Annotated in this window: 21 protein-coding genes; 2 read left to right on the top strand and 19 right to left on the bottom strand. The window is 56.8% G+C overall.

The features are described 5' to 3' along the window. Position 1 precedes the first annotated feature (1 nt). From rplN to adhE, 13 genes are all read right to left on the bottom strand, one after another. Positions 2-370, bottom strand: coding sequence for a 50S ribosomal protein L14 (rplN, locus tag AH68_RS01790; RefSeq protein ID WP_003808038.1), 369 nt, complete (start codon positions 368-370; stop codon positions 2-4). 91 nt (positions 371-461) lie between these two features. Next, positions 462-722, bottom strand: a complete 261-nt coding sequence (rpsQ, locus tag AH68_RS01785; RefSeq protein ID WP_003808036.1) for a 30S ribosomal protein S17 — start codon at positions 720-722, stop codon at positions 462-464. Next, positions 722-979 carry a 50S ribosomal protein L29 gene (gene rpmC / locus AH68_RS01780; RefSeq protein ID WP_003835994.1) on the bottom strand — a complete coding sequence of 86 codons (258 nt, stop codon included), beginning with the start codon at positions 977-979 and terminating at the stop codon, positions 722-724. The genes rpsQ and rpmC overlap by 1 nt, the downstream gene beginning before the upstream one ends. Then, the gene (gene rplP / locus AH68_RS01775; RefSeq protein WP_003835996.1) at positions 979-1,398 is read right to left on the bottom strand and encodes a 50S ribosomal protein L16; all 420 of its coding nucleotides are present in this window, start codon (positions 1,396-1,398) and stop codon (positions 979-981) included. The genes rpmC and rplP overlap by 1 nt, the downstream gene beginning before the upstream one ends. Before the next feature lie 8 nt (positions 1,399-1,406). After that, entirely contained in the window at positions 1,407-2,210 is an 804-nt protein-coding gene (gene rpsC, locus AH68_RS01770) for a 30S ribosomal protein S3 (RefSeq protein WP_039197092.1), read from the bottom strand. A gap of 2 nt (positions 2,211-2,212) precedes the next feature. Further along, complete coding sequence (gene rplV / locus AH68_RS01765; RefSeq protein WP_003808026.1) at positions 2,213-2,572, bottom strand: 50S ribosomal protein L22; 360 nt, start codon at positions 2,570-2,572, stop codon at positions 2,213-2,215. 16 nt (positions 2,573-2,588) lie between these two features. After that, positions 2,589-2,867, bottom strand: a complete 279-nt coding sequence (gene rpsS / locus AH68_RS01760) for a 30S ribosomal protein S19 (protein WP_003808025.1) — start codon at positions 2,865-2,867, stop codon at positions 2,589-2,591. A gap of 15 nt (positions 2,868-2,882) precedes the next feature. Beyond that, positions 2,883-3,713: a 50S ribosomal protein L2 gene (rplB, locus tag AH68_RS01755; protein ID WP_003835999.1), complete on the bottom strand. Its 831-nt coding sequence runs from the start codon at positions 3,711-3,713 to the stop codon at positions 2,883-2,885. A gap of 36 nt (positions 3,714-3,749) precedes the next feature. Then, positions 3,750-4,046: a 50S ribosomal protein L23 gene (gene rplW / locus AH68_RS01750; RefSeq protein WP_003808021.1), complete on the bottom strand. Its 297-nt coding sequence runs from the start codon at positions 4,044-4,046 to the stop codon at positions 3,750-3,752. A 5-nt stretch (positions 4,047-4,051) separates the two neighbouring features. Next, a complete protein-coding gene (gene rplD, locus AH68_RS01745; protein WP_022245323.1) occupies positions 4,052-4,717 on the bottom strand; it encodes a 50S ribosomal protein L4 in 666 nt (221 codons plus the stop codon). 6 nt (positions 4,718-4,723) lie between these two features. Continuing rightward, a complete protein-coding gene (gene rplC / locus AH68_RS01740) occupies positions 4,724-5,365 on the bottom strand; it encodes a 50S ribosomal protein L3 (protein WP_039197086.1) in 642 nt (213 codons plus the stop codon). A gap of 17 nt (positions 5,366-5,382) precedes the next feature. Further along, on the bottom strand, positions 5,383-5,691 hold the full coding sequence (gene rpsJ, locus AH68_RS01735) for a 30S ribosomal protein S10 (protein WP_003808013.1): 309 nt from the start codon (positions 5,689-5,691) through the stop codon (positions 5,383-5,385). A 479-nt stretch (positions 5,692-6,170) separates the two neighbouring features. After that, complete coding sequence (gene adhE / locus AH68_RS01730; RefSeq protein ID WP_039197065.1) at positions 6,171-8,900, bottom strand: bifunctional acetaldehyde-CoA/alcohol dehydrogenase; 2,730 nt, start codon at positions 8,898-8,900, stop codon at positions 6,171-6,173. A 470-nt stretch (positions 8,901-9,370) separates the two neighbouring features. Between adhE and AH68_RS01725 the strand changes: the two genes are divergently transcribed. Further along, positions 9,371-10,501, top strand: a complete 1,131-nt coding sequence (locus AH68_RS01725; protein ID WP_236682428.1) for an ROK family transcriptional regulator — start codon at positions 9,371-9,373, stop codon at positions 10,499-10,501. 170 nt (positions 10,502-10,671) lie between these two features. On the opposite strand, the gene AH68_RS01720 is transcribed toward AH68_RS01725, so the two are convergent. From AH68_RS01720 to AH68_RS01710, 3 genes are all read right to left on the bottom strand, one after another. Next, on the bottom strand, positions 10,672-11,073 hold the full coding sequence (locus AH68_RS01720) for a VOC family protein (protein ID WP_039197060.1): 402 nt from the start codon (positions 11,071-11,073) through the stop codon (positions 10,672-10,674). 61 nt (positions 11,074-11,134) lie between these two features. Then, positions 11,135-12,433: an MFS transporter gene (locus AH68_RS01715; protein WP_039197057.1), complete on the bottom strand. Its 1,299-nt coding sequence runs from the start codon at positions 12,431-12,433 to the stop codon at positions 11,135-11,137. A gap of 1 nt (position 12,434) precedes the next feature. Further along, a complete protein-coding gene (locus tag AH68_RS01710; protein WP_039197056.1) occupies positions 12,435-13,439 on the bottom strand; it encodes a zinc-dependent alcohol dehydrogenase family protein in 1,005 nt (334 codons plus the stop codon). A gap of 296 nt (positions 13,440-13,735) precedes the next feature. Between AH68_RS01710 and glgX the strand changes: the two genes are divergently transcribed. Continuing rightward, positions 13,736-16,183 (top strand): glycogen debranching protein GlgX, encoded by a 2,448-nt coding sequence (gene glgX / locus AH68_RS01705; protein WP_039197054.1) that lies wholly within the window; start codon positions 13,736-13,738, stop codon positions 16,181-16,183. 88 nt (positions 16,184-16,271) lie between these two features. On the opposite strand, the gene rpsI is transcribed toward glgX, so the two are convergent. From rpsI to malQ, 3 genes are all read right to left on the bottom strand, one after another. Next, positions 16,272-16,763 carry a 30S ribosomal protein S9 gene (gene rpsI, locus AH68_RS01700; protein ID WP_003836019.1) on the bottom strand — a complete coding sequence of 164 codons (492 nt, stop codon included), beginning with the start codon at positions 16,761-16,763 and terminating at the stop codon, positions 16,272-16,274. Positions 16,764-16,783: 20 nt separating this feature from the next. Then, positions 16,784-17,233 (bottom strand): 50S ribosomal protein L13, encoded by a 450-nt coding sequence (gene rplM / locus AH68_RS01695; RefSeq protein ID WP_003836021.1) that lies wholly within the window; start codon positions 17,231-17,233, stop codon positions 16,784-16,786. A gap of 330 nt (positions 17,234-17,563) precedes the next feature. Continuing rightward, the gene (gene malQ, locus AH68_RS01690) at positions 17,564-19,726 is read right to left on the bottom strand and encodes a 4-alpha-glucanotransferase (RefSeq protein ID WP_039197048.1); all 2,163 of its coding nucleotides are present in this window, start codon (positions 19,724-19,726) and stop codon (positions 17,564-17,566) included. Between the last annotated feature and the right edge of the window lie 45 nt (positions 19,727-19,771).

Genomic DNA, 19,771 nt, shown 5'->3' with positions numbered 1-19,771 from the left:
GTCAGATCACCTCCGGGGCGAGGGACACGATCTTCATGAAGCGCTTGTCGCGCAGTTCACGACCGACCGGTCCGAAGATACGAGTGCCCTTCGGTTCACGGCCAGAGCCGAGAATGACGGCGGCGTTCTCGTCGAACTTGATGTAGGAGCCGTCCACACGACGGTGCTCCTTGACAGTGCGGACGACGACAGCCTTGACGACGTCGCCCTTCTTGACCGACCCGCCAGGGATGGCGTCCTTGACGGAGGCGACGATCACGTCGCCAATGCCGGCATAGCGTCGCTTCGATCCGCCGAGCACTCGGATGGCGAGGAGTTCCTTCGCACCCGTGTTGTCGGCGACATGAAGCCGCGTTTCCTGCTGAATCATTGATTCTCCTTAGCCGAGCTGGTTCTCCCCAAGCACCCCGCCTGCCTGCTTGAAGCAGGCGGGGTGACTCACGGAGCCTTGCCGAACTTATTTACTTAGCGCGCTCGATGATGCTATCGAGACGCCAACGCTTGGTCTTGCTCAGGGGCCGAGTCTCCATAATACTCACGAGGTCGCCAATGTGAGCCTCGTTGTGTTCATCATGGACCTTGACCGTACGAGTGGAACGCACGACCTTACCGTACAGCGGGTGGGTCGAACGCTGCTCGAGCTCGACGGAAATCGTCTTGTCCATCTTATCGGACACGACGTAACCGCGACGAACCTTGCGGAAGTTACGCTCTTCAGCCATTACTTCTCCTCAGCTTTCGTTTCGGTCGCCTCGGGGGCCTGGCTGATGCCGAGCTCACGCTCGCGCAGGACGGTGTACATCCTGGCGATGTCGTGCTTGACCGCCTTGAGGCGGGCGGTGTTTTCGAGCTGACCGGTCGCGGACTGGAAGCGCAGGTTGAACAGCTCTTCCTTGGACTTCTTGAGGAAGCCCTCAATCTCCTCGTTGGTCTTCTCGTTCAGATTCTTCATGGTGTAGTCTGCAGTTCCGACTGCCATCAGATGTCACCGCCTTCACGAGCAATAACACGGCACTTCATAGGGAGCTTGTCGATTGCGCGGCGCAGAGCCTCGCGAGCGACATCCTCGGACACGCCACCGATCTCGAACATGACGCGACCCGGGTGGACGTTAGCGATCCAGAATTCCGGAGTACCCTTACCGGAACCCATTCGGGTGCCGAGCGGCTTCTTGGTCAGCGGACGATCCGGGAAGATCGTGATCCACACGCGGCCACCACGCTTGATGTAGCGGGTCATGGCGATACGAGCGGCCTCGATCTGGCGGTTGGTCACATAAGCTGGAGCCAGAGCCTGGATACCGAAATCGCCGAATGCGATCTCGTTTCCGCCCTTGGACATGCCACGGCGGACCGGACGGTGCTGCTTACGATACTTGGTTCTCTTTGGGATAAGCATTTCTCAGCTCACTCCTTCGTTTCCGTTGCGGCAGGTGCCTCAGCTGCGGCCGGAGCCTCTGCTGCTGCGTTCTGCTGCGGGGCAGCATTGCGCTGGCCACGACGCGGACGGCGATCGCCGCGACGGCCCTGACGGTTGTTGCCCTGCTGTGCCTGCTGCTCTTCGAACTCACGCTCGGTCATATCGCCCTTGTAGATCCAGACCTTCACGCCGATGCGGCCGTAAGTGGTCTTGGCCTCGAAGAAGCCGTAATCGATAAGGGCGCGCAGGGTCTGCAGCGGAACGCGACCCTCGCGATAGAACTCGGAACGGCTCATTTCGGCGCCGCCAAGGCGACCGGAGAGCTTGATACGAATACCCTTGGCGCCTGCACGCATGGCATCCTGCTGGGCCTTACGCATCGCGCGACGGAAGGTCACGCGGTTGGTGAGCTGCTCAGCGATGCCCTGTGCAACGAGCTGGGCGTCCAGTGCTGCGTTCTTCACTTCGAAGATGTTGAGCTGGACCTGCTTGCCGGTGAGCTTCTCGAGCTTGGCGCGAACGCGCTCAGCCTCAGCACCACGGCGACCGATGACGATGCCCGGACGAGCGGTGTGGATGTCCACACGCACGCGGTCGCGGGTACGCTCGATGACGATACGGGACACGCCCGCACGCTCGAGATCCTTGCTCATGGCCTTACGGATGGCGTCATCTTCGAGAACGAAGTCGCGGTAACGTTCGCCGACCTTGTTGGAATCGGAGAACCACTTGGAACGATGGTTCTCAGTGATTCCCAGGCGGTAGCCAAACGGATTGATCTTCTGACCCATCTTTAGCGGTTTCCTTCCTTGTTAGCGACGACGACCGTGATGTGGCTGGTGCGCTTGTTGATACGAGCGGCACGGCCCTGTGCACGAGCGCGGAAACGCTTGAGCGTCACGCCTTCGTCCACATAGGTCTCCTTCACGACCAGGTCGTTCTCGCGGAACGGCTCACCGGCCTTGTCGGCCTTCACGCGAGCGTTCGCGATGGCGCTCTCCAGGACCTTACGCACCGGAAGGGATGCGTCCTGCGGAGCGAACTTCAGAATGGTGATGGCTTCGGTCGCCTTCTTGCCTCGGATGAGGTCGACCATACGGCGAGCCTTGCGCGGCGTCACGCGGACGTGACGAGCGATTGCTTTAGCTTCCATGTGTCCTTACTCTCCTTTAGCGGCGTGCCTTCTTGTCGTCCTTCACATGACCCTTGAAGGTCTTGGTCGGGGCGAACTCACCGAGCTTGTGGCCAACCATGGATTCGGTGACGAACACCGGAACGTGCTTGCGGCCATCGTGAACGGCGAAGGTGTGTCCGATGAAATCAGGGGTGATCATCGAACGACGGGACCACGTCTTGATGACGTTGTGCGTACCCTTCTCGTTCTGCTCGTCGACTTTCTTCTGCAGGTGGGCGTCGACGAAGGGGCCCTTCTTGATGCTACGAGTCATCTACTCGACACTCCCTTACTTACGGTTCTTACCATTCGGGCGACGACGAACAATCATCTTGTTCGAAGCCTTCTTCGGACGGCGGGTACGAACCTCGCCCTTGCCCCACGGAGAAACCGGCGGCTTACCACCGCGGGTACGACCGCCGTGCGGGTGATCGACAGGGTTCATGGATTCACCACGGGTGATCGGGCGCTTGCCCATCCAACGTGCACGACCTGCCTTACCGAGCTGGATGTTGGCGTGATCGGAGTTGCCGACCTCACCGACGGTTGCGCGGCAGCGAGCATCCACGTTGCGGATTTCGCCGGACGGCATACGCAGCTGAGCGTAAGCGCCATCCTTGGCGACGAGCTGCACGGAAGCACCTGCGGAACGAGCGATCTTGGCGCCACCCAGCGGGCGGAGCTCAATCGCGTGCACCACGGTACCAGTCGGGATGTTGCGCAGCGGCAGGTTGTTGCCCGGCTTGATATCAGCCTGGGCGCCGGTCTCGATGACGTCACCCTGCTTGATGCCTTCCGGAGCGATGATGTAGCGCTTCTCACCATCTGCATAGTGCAGCAGTGCGATGCGAGCGGAACGGTTCGGGTCGTACTCGATGTGAGCGACCGTTGCCGGCACGCCGTCCTTGTCCCAACGCTTGAAGTCGATGAGACGGTACTGGCGCTTGTGACCGCCGCCACGATGGCGGGAGGTCATACGGCCGTAAGAGTTACGACCGCCAGTCTTGCTGAGTTTGCGAACCAGCGACTTCTCAGGCGTAGAACGCGTAAGCTCGGAGAAGTCCGAGACGGACGCGTTACGGCGGCCTGCAGTCGTCGGCTTATAAACGCGGATAGCCATAATCTAGTTCTTCCTTTAACTTTTCTCGGCTAGCCTTCAGTTACCGAAGATGTCGATCGTCTGGCCCTCGGCGACGGTCACGATGGCGCGCTTCTGATTGACACGCTGGCCGAAACCGTTGCGGGTGCGCTGACGCTTGCCGGCGCGGTTGAGGGTGTTGACGTTCGTCACCTTGACATTGAAGATCTCTTCGATTGCCTGCTTGATCTGGACCTTGTTCGCGTTCGGAGCCACCACGAAGGTGTACTGACCGCGATCGGACAGAGCGTAGCTCTTCTCAGAAACGACAGGCTTGAGGATGATGTCGTGTGCGGGCTTGTGAATAGCGACCATGAAAATCAGGCCTCCTTTGCAGCCGGCTCAGCCTTCGCAGCAAGGAAAGCGTCGAAGCCTTCCTTGGAGAAGACCACGTACTGAGCGGTGACCACATCGTACGTGTTGAGCTGATCGGCGAAGATCGGGTGAACGGTCGGGATGTTACGAACGGAAAGCCATTCGTTCACATTCTCGCGAGAGAGCACCACGGTGGTGAACTTGTTCTCGGTCACCGGGGTAAGAGCGGCAACAGCGGCCTTGGTGGACGGGGCTTCGGAAACGCCGAAGTCCACGACTGCCACGCGACCTGCGTTGGCGCGATCGGAAAGCACGTACTTGAGAGCAGCGGCCTTCATCTTCTTCGGGGTGCGCTGGGAGTAGTCACGCGGCTGCGGACCGAACACGGTGCCACCGTGGTACCACTGCGGTGCACGAATGGAACCCTGACGAGCACGACCGGTGCCCTTCTGCTTCCACGGCTTGCGGCCACCGCCGGAAACCATGCCGCGAGTCTTGGTGGCATGAGTGCCCTGACGAGCAGCGGCGCGCTGGGCCACCACAACCTGGTGGATCAGCGGGATACGGGACTGGACTTCTTCGGCGGAGAAGCCGAAGATCTCAGCCGGAGCCTCAACGGTTCCGGTTGCATTGCCCTGGTTATCGGTAACGTTCAGAGTAACGTTTGCCATGATTTATCAGGCTCCCTTCACTGCCGAACGGACGAGAACGATGCTGCCCTTCGGGCCCGGGATGGCACCCTTGATGGCGAGCACGCCGTTCTCAACATCCGACGAAACGATGGTGAGGTTCAGCGTGGTGTTGATTACATGACCCATGCGGCCAGCCATACGCTTGCCCTTGAGGATACGGCTCGGGGTAGCGCATGCGCCAACAGAGCCAGGACGACGCTCGTTCTTGTGAGAGCCGTGGGTACGACGATAGGACTTGAAGCCCCAGCGCTTGATGGTGCCTGCGAAGCCCTTGCCCTTGGTGGTACCGGTCACATCGACCAAGGTGCCCTCCGGGAACAGCTCAGCGGTCAGCTCCTGACCCGGCTCGAACTCTTCGGCGTTATCGGTGCGAACCTCAGCGAGGTGACGACGCGGGGTGACGCCAGCCTTGGCGAAGTGGCCGGCAAGCGGCTTAGTCACCTTGGTCGGGTCAACCTGGCCGTAGCCAAGCTGAACAGCCTTGTAGCCGTCGGACTCTTCGGACTTGACAGCAGTCACCACGTTGGTGGAGACGTCAACGAGGGTCACAGGAACGAAGAAACCGTTCTCGTCCCAGACCTGAGACATGCCGAGCTTCTTGCCCAGCAGTGCGGTGCGATTAGACATAATGGTTCCCTCCTCCCTTACAGCTTGATCTCGATGTTCACATCTGCGGGCAGATCAATGTGCATAAGGGAATCCACGGCCTTCGGGGTCGGGTCCACAATGTCGATGAGACGCTTATGAGTGCGCATCTCGAAATGCTCGCGAGAATCCTTGTACTTGTGAGGAGAACGGATAACGACGAACACGTTCTTCTCGGTCGGGAGCGGAACCGGGCCAACCACAGTTGCGCCCGCGTTCGTCACCGTTTCGACGATCTTCTTCGCCGATTGGTCGATGACCTCATGGTCATAGGACTTAAGCCTGATGCGGATTTTCTGTCCCGCCATTGCCTTCCGCCCTTTCTAGCGATTCGTTAGTTACTGTTTACCAGCCTGCTTCTCAAAGGGCACCGGCGCAGAAGACCCCCGAAACCGTGGAAGTTCCGTGGTCATACCACATCAGTGCGCAGCCATGCAGTTTTCACTCTCGTGATCACTGTGCCACGCTCGCTTTTTTAATTCCAATTTGCGAGCCCTAAAATCAGGCAACTTCTTTATTTAAGCATCAGGGGTAGTCTTAAGAAATCCTCGCGTGTCGCAGTCTCAAGTCCTGTTTTCAAGTCCCTGAAAACGAATGAGATGCACATTGCCGATCGTCTGTTGCGATCATAATGCAGCATCATCCGAAAATGCTTTTCCATATATAAAAAACGAGGAATCCGGTTGAACGAATCCAACCGAATTCCTCGTTATCAATGGTGTCTATCGACGTAACGCAAGTGCCTTATATATAGATCAATATCGACGACCTATATACGTGAGGCGACTCACGCACGCTCGGAAGCTTCTTCCGTGGCGGCCTCGCCCTGACGCTGGATGCGCAGCTTGTGGCCTTCTGCCTGGCTGACGCCGTAGTAGGCGGCGATGGCGATATCCTTCATATCCTCGATCTGCGGGATACGCGGATTTGCCGGAGCGCACTGATCCTCGTAGGCACGCATGCCAATCTGGTCAAGGACGGACCAGAAGTAGTCCTCGTCCACACCGCACTCCTGGAAGCTCTTGTTCATGCCAAGCTTGTTGTCGCGGTAGTCCTCAACGGCCTTAGCCAGGTTCTCGACGCCCTCTTCCGGAGTCTTGCCCGGGTTCACGCCGAGGTTCTTGGCGATCTCCTGGTAGCGTTCCGGAGCGACGTACTTGTTATACTTCGGCCAGCTGGTTGGTTCCTCCGGGATGGAGCCGTTGTAGCGGATGACGTACGGCAGCAGGATGGAGTTGGTACGACCGTGGGCAACGTGGCACAAAGCACCGATGGTGTGGGCCATACCGTGGCACATGCCAAGGAATGCGGAGCCGAATGCCATGCCGGCCATGGTGGCGGCATTATGCATCTTCTCCTGGGCCTTGATCTTGTCTTCGCCCGGCTCGCCGTTGACGGACTCGGCGAGGTTGTCCCAAATCAGCTTGGCTGCGTGCAGCGCCATGCCATCGGTGAAATCGTTGGCGTAGACGGAGACGTATGCTTCGAAGGAGTGGGTCAGGGCGTCGAAACCGGCATCGGATGCGAGCTTGCGCGGCTGAGTGCGTGCCAGCACCGGATCGACGATGGCGACGGACGGGGTCAGCGCGTAATCGGTGATCGGGTACTTGTAGCCGGTCTTGTGATCAGTGATCACAGCGAACGGCGTGACTTCGGAACCGGTGCCGGAAGAGGTCGGGATGCACACGAGCTTGGCCTTCTTGCCCAGCGGCGGGATCTTGAAGGCGCGCTTGCGGATATCGAAGAACTTCTCACGCACATCGGAGAAGGAGATTTCCGGGTGCTCGTACAGCAGCCACATGATCTTGGATGCGTCCATCGGAGAACCACCGCCGACTGCGATGATGGTGTCCGGCTCGAACTCCTCGCGCATCATGGTGGCGCCGCGCTCGACGGTCTCGACGCTCGGCTCCGGCTCGACGTAGTCGATGATACGGAAGGTCACGCGGTTGGAACGTGCACGCAGCTGGTCGATGATCTTGTCAACCACGCCGAGCTGTTCCATAACCTTATCGCACACGATGACGGCTTTTTCGATGCCGTACATGTCGCGCAGGTACTTGATGGCGTTCGGCTCGAAGTAGGTCTTGGCCGGAATCTTGAACCACTGCATGTTGTTGTTCCTCCGAGCGATGCGCTTGATGTTGAGAAGGTTGACTGCCTGGACGTTGCCGGACACGGAGTTGCCGCCGTAGGAGCCGCAGCCGAGGGTCAGCGACGGGGCGATGGCGTTGTAGATATCACCCACGCCGCCGAGGGAGCTCGGAGAGTTCCAGATGATGCGGCATGCGTGCATGCGCTGGCCGTATTCACGGACCAGAGCCTGATCGTTGGTGTGGATGGCTGCGGTGTGGCCTGCACCATGCTTGAGCATGGCTTCGCACATTTCGAAGGCCTGTTCCTTGTTGTCGGATTTCAGCACGGCCTGGACCGGAGCGAGCTTCTCCATGGTCAGCGGTTCGTTCTCGCCGACCTCCTTGCACTCGGCGGCAAGAATGGTGGCGTCTTCCGGAATCTCAAAACCTGCGGCCTTGGCGATGTACTGCGGGGACTTGCCCGGCACCACAGAGTTGAGCTTCGGGGTCTGACCGGAGTATGCGGTGCAGCCGAACATGTACTGCTCGAGCTTGGCCTTCTCTTCGTCGTTCACGAAGTAAGCCTTGCGACGCTTGAGTTCCTTGATCAGCGGAGCGTAGACTTCCTTGTCGGCGATGATGGCCTGCTCGGTGGCGCAGATCATGCCGTAATCGAAGTGCTTGGAGAGCACCAGATCATTGGCGGCGCGCACGATGTCGACGTTCTTGTCGACATATGCCGGAGCATTGCCAGCGCCAACGCCGAGGGCCGGCTTGCCGGAGGAGTATGCGGCCTTGACCATGCCCGGGCCACCGGTGGCGAGGATGGTGGCGATACCGTCATGCTTCATCAGGGCGCCGGTAGCTTCGATGGACGGGTGCTCGATCCACTGGATACAGTTCTCAGGAGCGCCTGCCTCGATGGCTGCGTCGCGCACGATCTTGGCGGCTTCGACGGAGCACTTCTGTGCGCCCGGGTGGAAGCCGAAGATGATCGGGCAGCGGGTCTTCAGCGCGATCAGCGACTTGAAGATGGCGGTGGAAGTTGGGTTGGTGACCGGGGTCACGCCGGCGACGACACCGACCGGTTCGGCGATCTCGTCGATGCCCATGACATCGTCTTCACGAATGATGCCGACGGTCTTCTGGCCGGCCAGATAGTTGGTAACGTGCTCGCAGGCGAAGATGTTCTTGGTGGCCTTGTCTTCCACCAGACCACGGCCGGTTTCCTCAACGGCCATCTTGGCGAGCACCAGATGCTTGTTCAGTGCTGCGACGGAAGCCTTGGCGACGATACGGTCAACCTGCTTCTGATCGAGCTTTTCAAAATCGTCAAGAGCCTTCAGGCCCTTCTTGACCAGAGCGTCGACCTCAGCCTCGGCTGCGGCGAGCTTCTCTTCCGGAGTCGGCTTGGTCGGCTCTTCCTTCTTTGCGTCTGCCACTTGAAGTCCTCCTCGATTCTTTGGGGGTTGCAAAGTAGTTTCCCGTTATTCCATCCACCTCGAAGCGGATGGACGCATTGCTGGTCTTTTGTGACCCAGGACACACTTTAGTGAGTATGCAATATGATGTTCCACTGTGTCGTGTCGCAAAAGAAATGTTATCTTCTGTTCTTTTAATGTTTAGATCGCGTTCTTTTATGAAATCAAAAAGCCCTAAAAACATCATTTTGAGCGTTTTTGTTGCTTTTTACCATAAATCACACACACTTTCTCAAGTCTCGCCTCCATATCTTTTATAAAAGTATTTTCTATATGATATCAATCATATCAAACTTTTACAAAGTCGATTTATTTATCTTAAAGAATCGTTGACTTTGCAAGAAAAATGTCGATTCGATCAACACGAGACATAAGGAAAGGACTTTTATGAAGTAGTCTTGGAAAAGAAGTTGCGCAGGAAGGATCAACCAGTGAAAGCCCAATCCGCCCTATCGGTCAAAGAAGCCAATCTCAAGGCCATGACCGCGTTCATCTACACCCAAGGTTCAGCCACCAAGCAGATGTTCGAACACGAATTAGGACTCAGCCTACCAACCATCACGCAGAATCTGCGCGCCATGGAGGCCGACGGGCTCATCGTCAAAGGCGAGATGCAGCAATCCACTGGCGGACGCAAAGCGCAAATCTACGAATTCGCGGCACACTCCAGCGTGGCGATCGGCGTGCGCATCCAAACCACGCAAATCACGGCCATCGCCATTGATCTAAACGGCAAATCCGTGGCCGCCAGACAGCGCACACTCCCCTATCGCAACAACGACGCCTACTACCAGCGTATGAACGGCATCATCAACGATTTCGCGCAGGAACTGGCGAAACAAGGCAGCACGGTGCTAGGCGTGGCCTTCTGCATGCAAGGCATCGTATCGGCAGACGGACAGTCGATCACCTTCGGCAAAATCATGAACAACACCGGCCTGAAACTCAGCGAACTCAGCCACGGCCTCAACTATCCGTCGCTGATGATTCACGATTCCGACGCTTCTGCCATGGCGGAACTCTGGTTCGACCACAATCTGAAGGATGCCGTCTGCATCTACCTCGAACGACGCCCAGGAGGCGCGGTCATCGTGGACGGATCACTCTACCAAGGGCCAAACCAATGCAATGGCTCAATCGAACATATGACGCTGATTCCAGGAGGCAACACCTGCTACTGCGGGCAACAGGGCTGCATGGATACGTATTGCTCGCCGGAAACGCTGATGGAGGACGGCGAAAGCCTGCCCGGCTTCTTCTCGGTGTTGGAACAAGGCGAGCAGGAGCACCGCAAACGATTCTCGCAATGGCTGGATTATGTGGCGCTGGCGGTAACGAATATTCGCTCGGTGCTGGCCGGTGACGTGATTATCAGCGGTGAGGCAGCACAATATCTCGACGATGACGATATGGCCGGACTACGCGAACGCGTGGTAGAACATACGCCATTCGGCACCACGGATTTCACCCTGCGCAAGGGAATGGCGCTCGACCATCAAGACATTATCGGCGCGGCATTGCGCTTTGTGGAGCCTTACGTACGCGAATTATGCGATATGTGACCGCTTTTGCGCACATATTAATCGCATTAATCGCATCGATTGCATAACAAAAGAAGCGTGTTGCCGAACCCGTATATAAGGTTCAGCGCACGCTTCTTTGTTTGCTTCCGTCTGTATCGCTTGTTGTATTTGTTTTCAACGATTATTTGACGGTAATCATCTAATGATAGTTATTTGACAATCTGACAGAATTCAATGGTTTCGCCGTTCGGTCCGTATACGTTGAAGTAGCGGATGCCATGCTCCCAGAAGCTGTCGATATGCTGGATTTCGTTATCTTTGAAATTCAGCCCGAGTTTCTTCGCGTTGTCGAATGCGGCTTCGATGTCGGGAGTGTCGAATGCCCAATGGTTGATGGCACCAGTGGTCAGCGGAGCCGGATCACCCTCCCACGTTTCGATGGTCAGATGGCCGTAACGCAGGAATGCACAACGGTTTTCGCCGTTATGGAACAGTCCGGCCAGTTCAAAACCAAGCTTCTTCGTATAGAATTCGATGGTTTCGTCGAGATCCTTCGCCGGCATGCCGGAATGCTGCAGATCGGTAGTGAATTCAGACATTGCTTTCGCCATAAAAATACCTCCTGATGACGATGAATACGATTGTTTTTCCCTTTTGTGATTAGGATATGCGCTATGCGGCGATGTCGGCGGCGCATTTGCCGTCATGTCGTGATACTTTTTCGCTAATTCCAAGCTGTTCAGGACGAATAGACAGTGTCAACACGAACGCTAGCACGTACAATGCCGCGTACGTCCAGCACACACCCTCGTATCCGATGGTCGGCAGCAAAATCGTGGCAATGCCAGGACCTGCGAACGTGGTCAACCCTGCCGCAAGATTGTATGCGGACAATGCCGCACCCTGCTTGCCTTCACCGGCGTACAGCGTCATAATCGTCGGCAATGACGAGAATGCGCAAGTACCGATGCCCACAATAATCGACGCAATGATCATCATCACCGCATTCGCACCAAACCATTGTGGAATGTAGTAGAAGGCGACGGAGCCGACGGCCAGTATCGCACAGCCGAACCATCGCATTGGCCATACCCATCCGAAGCGGTCCATGAACCAGCCCCAGAACGTGTTGAAGATCAGGGTGACCACGAATACGAATCCCCAGATGCGCATCCATTCCTCAGTTTTGAAGATATTGATGCCGCCATTGTGCGTAGTGCACAAGTACAACGGCATGATTACGGGGAATCCATATAGCAGCAGATTGTTGATGATGCGAATGATGGCGCAGATTAGAATCTTACGATTGGTGACGAGAATGGTCGCACCTTCGGCAAGCTCCTTCAACTGTTCCTTACGACTTAATCCTTCGCCTTTCAGGACTTTGTTTTTCGGCACGAACAGGAAGCACATAATGGTGCCGACGATGGAGAACGGCAGCGCGAACCAGAATGTCTTGTATTCACCGACCAACGGCATGATGAAGCTTGGCAGATATGCTCCGAACACACCGATTCCTAGAGAAAAGCAAGTCCAGAAGAATCCTGTGGCCGATGCGAGGCGCGACGGCGAAATGTATTGCGCCATCAACACTACGAAGCTGTAAATGAACAGTGGGTAGCCGATGCCGCGCATCGCATACAGCCCGAGAATCAGCAGGTATATATGGCTGGGAATCGCCACACCCAGGAACAGCAGGTGAACGCCGATCCACCAGCATGCGCCGAACATCATGACCTTGCGAGCACCGAACATTTCGGCAAGCACGCCTGCAGACCAGCCGCCAAACGCCGCGAACAGGCCATACACCGTGATTAGCAGCGACGCTTGGGAGGAGCTGAATCCTTGATCCACCATGAATTTGGAGAGGAAGGTGAGCTCGAAGCCGTCGCCGGTCATGAAAATGGCGACGGCAAGGAACCCCAGCATCAGCGTTCGCGGAACACCCAAACGCTCAAGCACGCGGATCATGTCAGGCACCAATCTTGACGACAGCCTTGGAAACGCCAGTGATCTTGCCGTCAAGGAAGTCTTGCACCTGCTCGAGTTCAAGCTCATGGCTGATCAGGCCTCCGATGTTCATTTTGCCGGAGGAAACCAGCGAGATGGCATCGCGGAAGGTGAGCGGGTTGATGAAGGAGCCTTGGATGGTCAGCTGCTTCTTGTAAATGTCGTACGTATTCATTTCGAAATGCGCCTCCTGCGGGCCGACGCCGAACATCAGCACCTGCGCGCCTTTCTTGGCGGCAGCTACGGCCTGAGCTTGGGTCGCAGGAAGACCGACGGCTTCGATGATTACATCGTAGGAATCTTCCGGAATCTGTTCGCGGGTGGTGTTGTACGTTTCGGTGACGCCGAACTGCTCCTTGTTACGCTGCAACTTTTCATCGAAAATGCCGGCAAGATCCACCTGATGCACGCCGTACGCCTGCAGAAGCTGGGCGAAGATCTGCCCCATGAAACCGTCGCCGATAACCAACGCCTTCTGATACGGGCGAAGTTCCAGCAGATCGAGACCATGCACCGCGCATGAGACCGGCTCAACGGCGGCGGCATCACGCAGGGAAACGTTATCTGGTAGCTTGTAGACCACACTTGCGGGGGCGGTGAATTGTTCCGCCAGGCCGCCGTTGCGGGTCACTCCGACCGCACTAAGATGGTCGCAGAGTTCAGGACGTTGCGTCAGGCAGAATTCGCACTGGCCGCAGTAGATGTTCGGGTCGACGGCGACGCGGTCTCCCGGCTTGACATTGGTGACATCAGCGCCGACCGCAGCAACGATGCCAGAATTTTCGTGGCCAAGTACGATCGGCGGCACCGCAGCGGCCGATCCGGGGCGACCGTCATACAGGTCATGATCCGTACCGCACACGCCTGCATATGCGGTGTTGATCAGCACTTCATCGGGTTCGATCTGCGGTGTTGGCATGTTCTGGATTTCGAGTTTCTTGACACCGGTCAGTACAAGAGCTTTCATGATATGTCCTTTCCACTATGAAAGAGGTTCCGGCAGATCGTTCTGCCTGATGATTGAAAACTATACACTTTCTTAAATTCTTTTGCAAATCTCTTTTCATAAAGTTATTTGCAAAGCGTGTTGCCGCAGAAAATCAACGTTTTTCAAAAACACCACCATCACAATATGCACATCATCATCAAAAACAGCCAGAACGGCATCTCACCGGCAGCGCAGCAACCATCGATCTGACATGGGCGGAAATGGTCCCGACATAGCAAGTCAACAGATAATTTCAAAGTGTTTAGAATGAGGTTATGAAGAACCCACCTTTGCATCGTTACGCAACCCGTCCAGGTCTCTATTTCACCGACGACGGTGGCGCGGACGCCGTTGTCCGCTCAGAAACAGCAGACCAGCTGTGGTTTTGCGTACTTGAACCACTTGACCAACCGAGCGCCTTCTATGCCGACGCCGTACGCCTGTTCAACGAACCCGGACTCACGTTCATCGACCAGGCCAAAAAACAGCGCATCTGCACCAGACGCATCCCCTCGCTCAACCTTCGCGAAACGCTGTTCCGCATGGACGGCCCCAACTACGGACTGTGGTACGTGCATATCCCCCAAGCCTGGGATGGCATGCAATACGGATACCGCGTCAATGGCCCATGGGATCCCGATCATGGCGTGAGTTTCAACCCCTACAAGCTGCTGCTTGACCCATACGCCAAAGGCATCGAAGGATCGATGAAACTCGATCCGGGCGCATTCGCCTACGAATGCGAAATCGTCAACGGCAAGGTCAAAGGCTCCCCCTTCGGACCGATGAGCACCATCGACTCGGTAGGGCGCATGCCCGTTTCCGTAGCCATAGACGACCGCGCCGTCGACAAACACGCAGGGGAACCTTCGCATCCACACGTTCCGTGGAGCAAAACGGTTATCTACGAGCTGCATGTCAAAGGCTTCACCGCCAACGCGCCATGGCTACCCAAAGAACTTCGCGGCACCTACGCGGGCCTCGCACACCCGGCCACGCTCTCATACCTGCAGGATCTGGGCGTCACCTCCATCGAACTGCTGCCGATCCAAGCCAAACAATCTGAACTCTTCCTGCAGGAACGAGGACGCACCAACTACTGGGGATACTCCACACTCGGATATTTCGCCCCCGAAGCCTCATATGCCACCAAACGCTCGCAAGAAGCAGGCGCGGCCGCAGTACGGCAAGAGGTCATCGACATGGTGCGCGCATTGCACGAGGCTGGCTTTGAAGTGATTATGGACGTGGTCTACAACCACACTTGTGAATCCGGCCCCGAGGGCCCGACCATTTGCTGGCGCGGCCTCGACAATCTCTCGTACTACCGACGCACCAAAGATAAGATCAGCCGCCTGTACGACACTACCGGCTGCGGCAACACGCTTGATTTCACCAACACGCACGTCACCACGTTCGCAGTGGATTCGTTGCGCTATTGGGCCAAACGCATTGGCATCGACGGATTCCGATTCGATCTCGCGGCGACGCTGGCACGTCTCGATGGTGAATTCACCCGCTACCATCCATTCCTGTATGCTTTGCGCTCCGACATGCTGCTCGGCAATCTCAAAATGATCATGGAACCGTGGGATTGCGGCCCGAACGGCTGGCGCACCGGCGAATTCGGCATTCCTTTCGCGGAATGGAACGACCGTTTTCGCGATTGCACGCGCAAATTCTGGCTGACCGATGTAGATCGCACGCGCGGCGGCGAACACGGCGAAATGACCATGCAAGACATGGCCACACGCCTATGTGGATCTTCCGACCTGTTCGCCACTGACCCCGGCCGAGGTTCGACCGCCTCCGTGAACTATGTGGCCTGTCACGACGGCTTCACCACCGCCGACCTGACCATGTACAAGAGCAAACACAACGAAGACAATGGCGAAAACAACCACGACGGAACAAACGACAACCATTCCGCCAATTTCGGTCATGAGGGCCCCAGTAGCGACCAAATCATCGTGCGGCAGCGCCAGCGCGCCACCATGAACCTGCTGGGCACGCTCTTACTGTCGTTAGGCACGCCAATGCTGCTCGCCGGCGACGAATTCGGTAATTCGCAAAACGGCAACAACAATGCCTACACGCAAGACAATGACACTACATGGCTTGATTGGGATTGGCTGTACAGCACCGAGCAAACGCCGGAATTGAAGCAATTCAATCTAACGTCACGCTTGATCACGTTGCGAAAATCCCACGATTTGTACAGTCATGAGGATTTCTTCACTCGCCTGAGCAAAATCGGTTTGCTGAAGAAATCCGATCGCGTGCATTGGTATCTTCCGAACGGGCAGATGCCGGACGATTCGGATTGGACGAATCCTTCCGTACGCTCGTTCGCCATGCAACTACTCTCCCCCGACGAGCCGAGCCTGCTAATTCTGATCAATGGTTCCGACGAAGTCACACGTTTCCATCTTCCGAAAGGCATTGAATGGGAGATGGTCTGGTCTTCATCGGAGATCGTCGGCGAATATCCGGGATTGGGAACGTCCATCGAACGGGTGTCGGAATTTGACGAGGAGTCGGAAAACAAACCGGCAGGCAGGCTGCGCAATCATCTGCACCGCATCAATATGATGTACTGGCAAATGCAAGACAATGAAGCAAATCTGCAATCCGCCGACGATGGATTGTCGGAAGACGATTCGACATTGTGGACGCTTCCGGCGTTGAGTATCAGTGCGATGAAGCAGATGCCGACCGCCTGATTCCATCAAGCGCTGCCTGAATCGCTCGAATATCAAGAAACCCCTCGGAAAACGAATTTCCAAGGGGTTTCGTATAAGCCGTAAAGCTTTAGCGCTTCGAGAACTGCGGAGCGCGACGAGCCTTGTGCAGACCGGCCTTCTTACGTTCCACGACGCGAGCGTCGCGGGTCAGGAAGCCAGCCTTCTTCAGGGCTGCGCGGTTCGCATCACGATCGATGGCGTTCAGAGCGCGGGCAACGCCCAGGCGGATTGCGCCAGCCTGGCCGGTGGTGCCGCCACCGTCAACGAGGACGATAGCGTCGAACTTGCCTTCGAGCTTGAGAAGCACGATCGGGGAGTTGACCTCACGCTGCAGCAGCTTGGCCGGGAAGTACTCTTCCAGGGTGCGACCGTTGATGGTCCACTTGCCGGTGCCCGGAACCAGGCGAACACGAGCGACGGCTTCCTTGCGACGACCGGTGCCGTAGCCCGGAGCAATAGCGGAAGTACCGGTGCCAGCGCCAGCGTTGGTTTCGGTGGTGTACGAGGTGAGCTCCTCTTCGGTCTCGAGAACCGCGGAGTTGTTGGTGTTTTCAGCCATGTTTCTTATCTCCCTTCGGTTCACTTAGCCTGCTGCGAGACCTGAGCGATCTCGAAAACCTGCGGCTTCTGGCCAGCGTACGGATGCTCGGTGCCACAGATGATGTGGAGGCGATCCAGCTGGACCTTGGCCAGACGATTCTTCGGCAGCATGCCCTTGATAGCGGACTTGATGATGCGCTCAGGGTTGGTCTTGAGCAGCTTGCCGTAGCTATCGCGACGCAGGCCACCCGGACGACCGGAGTGCATGTACAGTTCCTTGCCCAACTTGTTGCCGGTCAGAGCGATCTTATCGGCGTTGAGAATGATCACGTGGTTGCCGGAATCGGCGTGCGGAGCGTAGGTCGGCTTGTTCTTGCCACGCAGCAGGATGGCTGCCTGGGAAGCGAGACGGCCGAGCACCACGTCGGTGGCGTCGATGACGTACCAGTCGTGAGTCAGATCAGCTGGCTTCGGAGTGAAAGTTTTCACGATGTACCTTTTCTGTATATTGTGTTCCGGACCTTCCATCAACATCAATGCGTTGGTTAGGCGCGGAATGATGCCGTTTTCAGGTCTCATTATCCGTGGGCTCCCTGAAAGTCCTCGATGGCGAGTGGGAAAAGCGCTTTGAAGGACCCCGTAGGGAAACACAACAATCTATTAGTGTATCGCCGGCCTTGACATTTGCGACACATCGTATAGCGAAATCAACGTAAAATGCCCCTTTTTTGCGGAGCGACGAAAAACCGGCGATGCGCAAACGGACGTTCCGTTTAATATCGCCGGTTTTATATATCCAATATCTGATGCCAAATGCGATCAGCCGCGCATAATCGCCGCGATCTCCTGCAGGCGAGTATTGCCAAACAGCTCTTCCAGCGGTACGACATTGCCATCGCCGTCAGCCAGAGGAATACGCCAATTCGGATACTCGTTGCAGGTTCCCGGCTGGTTCTGCGTACGCTTTTCACCGACCGCATCGACGATGGATGCTGCCATCAGCTTGCATGGCGATCCCTTAAGACCGCGGTACAGGGCGTCGACGATCTCGTTTTCGTTGGCAAGCTCGTCTTCCAGCACGTCAGCGTCAAGATAGCCTTCCTTGACAAGCATGTTCAGCATGGCGTTATGCTCGGCTTCCGCGGACTTCTTGAATTCCTCGACCGGACCGGACAACAATCCCAACTGCTCGCGCAGCTTGACATGCCCATACTCCAAGTAGCCCGCCGCCGGAGGCAAATCGTGCGTGTTGACGGAAGCCAGCGCATACGGACGCCAATCCTTCGGCGCGCGGAACACACCGTCGAACTGTTCGAACCATTCCACTGCGCAACCGAGAATGCCGTGCTCGGACAGCGACTTGGACACATAAGCCGGAACCACGCCAAGATCCTCGCCCACGACCACACCACCGGCGCGAGACGCTTCCAGCGCGAGAATGCCGAGCATGATGTCAGAATCGTAATGCACGTAGGTGCCGTCCATGGCCTTCTTGCCTTCCGGAATCCACCACAAGCGGAACAAGCCAAGAATATGGTCGATACGCACCGCACCTGCATTGGAGAACATGCCATGTACCATGTCTCGATAAACCTTGTAACCGGTCTGATCAAGGGCGATCGGGTTCAGCGGCGGCTGGCTCCAATCCTGACCCTGCTGGTTGAACATGTCTGGCGGGGCGCCGACCGTGGCACCCTTGGCGAAACGTTCAGGATTCCACCACACGTCGGAACCGGCCGGGTGCACACCTACCGCCATGTCGGCGATGATGCCGATCTTCATGCCTGCGTCACGAGCCGCCTGCTGGGCCGCATGCAGCTGCTCGGTGGCGACCCATTCGAGCCAACGGTAAAATTCGAGCGTGTCAGGATACTGCGCGCGAAGCTGCGCGATCTCTTCGGAATCACGATTGAACTTACGCACCCAATCGTCGTCGCTGCCATTGGAGGCGCCCCACTTGTCGTAGCACAGGCACCACGTGGCATAGGATTCGATCTCATCGCCCACTTCGGCGAGATACTGGTCGAACTCAGCTTGACGCTGTACGGAAAGACCTGCTTTGTAGATGATCCACAACGCCTGCATCTTGGTGCGCCACATCGTTTCACGGTCCAAAACCTGCGCATCGCCGTTGAGGGGCTCGACCTGCTCGTGCAGCGCATCGACCTTCGCCTTGTCTTCCGACGAAAGCGTGGCATATTCCGGCATGGATTCCGGACGAATATAGCTGAAGTTGATGAAACGACGCGAAATCGGCAGATACGGCGACGGCTCGATCGGCGGCACCGGCTCGGCGGCATGCAGCGGGTTGATCAGCATAAAGTCAGCACCGGTCTTCTTCTTGGATTCGACGAGCAAGGTCTTCAGATCCTCATAATCGCCGATTCCCCAAGAACCGCTGGAACGGATGGAATAGAGCTGGCTCATCCAGCCCCACAGGGAGCCTTCCGTCATCTCGTCGAGCAGTTCGATCTTCTCCGGAGCGCTGATAACGGTTGCAGACTCCGTCTTGCCGCCCACGGTGACCTCAAGGGTGTGATATCCCTCGGGAAGGTCTTCCGGAAGCACCAGGTACGACGTGCACACAAATACGTCATCGACCTCGACCGCGGCGCCGCTGCCTCCCTCATGCTCGATTTTGCCGGCATACGTCTCGCCATCTTCCAACGTGATGGAAGCTGCAGGAACGTCAAGCGCGCCGCCATGGACCTCGACCTTGCTTTTCTTACCGACAATGTGCAGCACGGTCGGGGGAACGATCCGGGTGTTGCGTTCACGCTGAATGGTGGAGATGGACTGTTCGATCGCATCATCGTTGGAAGCGTCGATTCCAAGCGCTTTGAGCACCGCCACAAGAACATCGTCTTCGATTTCGTGGTAATCACGGCTCATACCGACATAACTGGTGGCGATACCCGCCAACTTTGCCAGACGAATGAGCGGACGGGCTAGACGCGTTGCGTTTTCGGTCTGTTCTGTCATAAGCAACAGTCTATGCCCCAATCACACGCACCACACGCAAAAATC

The organism is Bifidobacterium catenulatum PV20-2 (assembly GCF_000800455.1).
GTDB lineage: Bacteria > Actinomycetota > Actinomycetes > Actinomycetales > Bifidobacteriaceae > Bifidobacterium > Bifidobacterium kashiwanohense_A.
The sequence above is the reverse complement of the archived record's forward strand: the minus strand, read 5'-3'. Positions and strand labels throughout refer to the sequence as shown.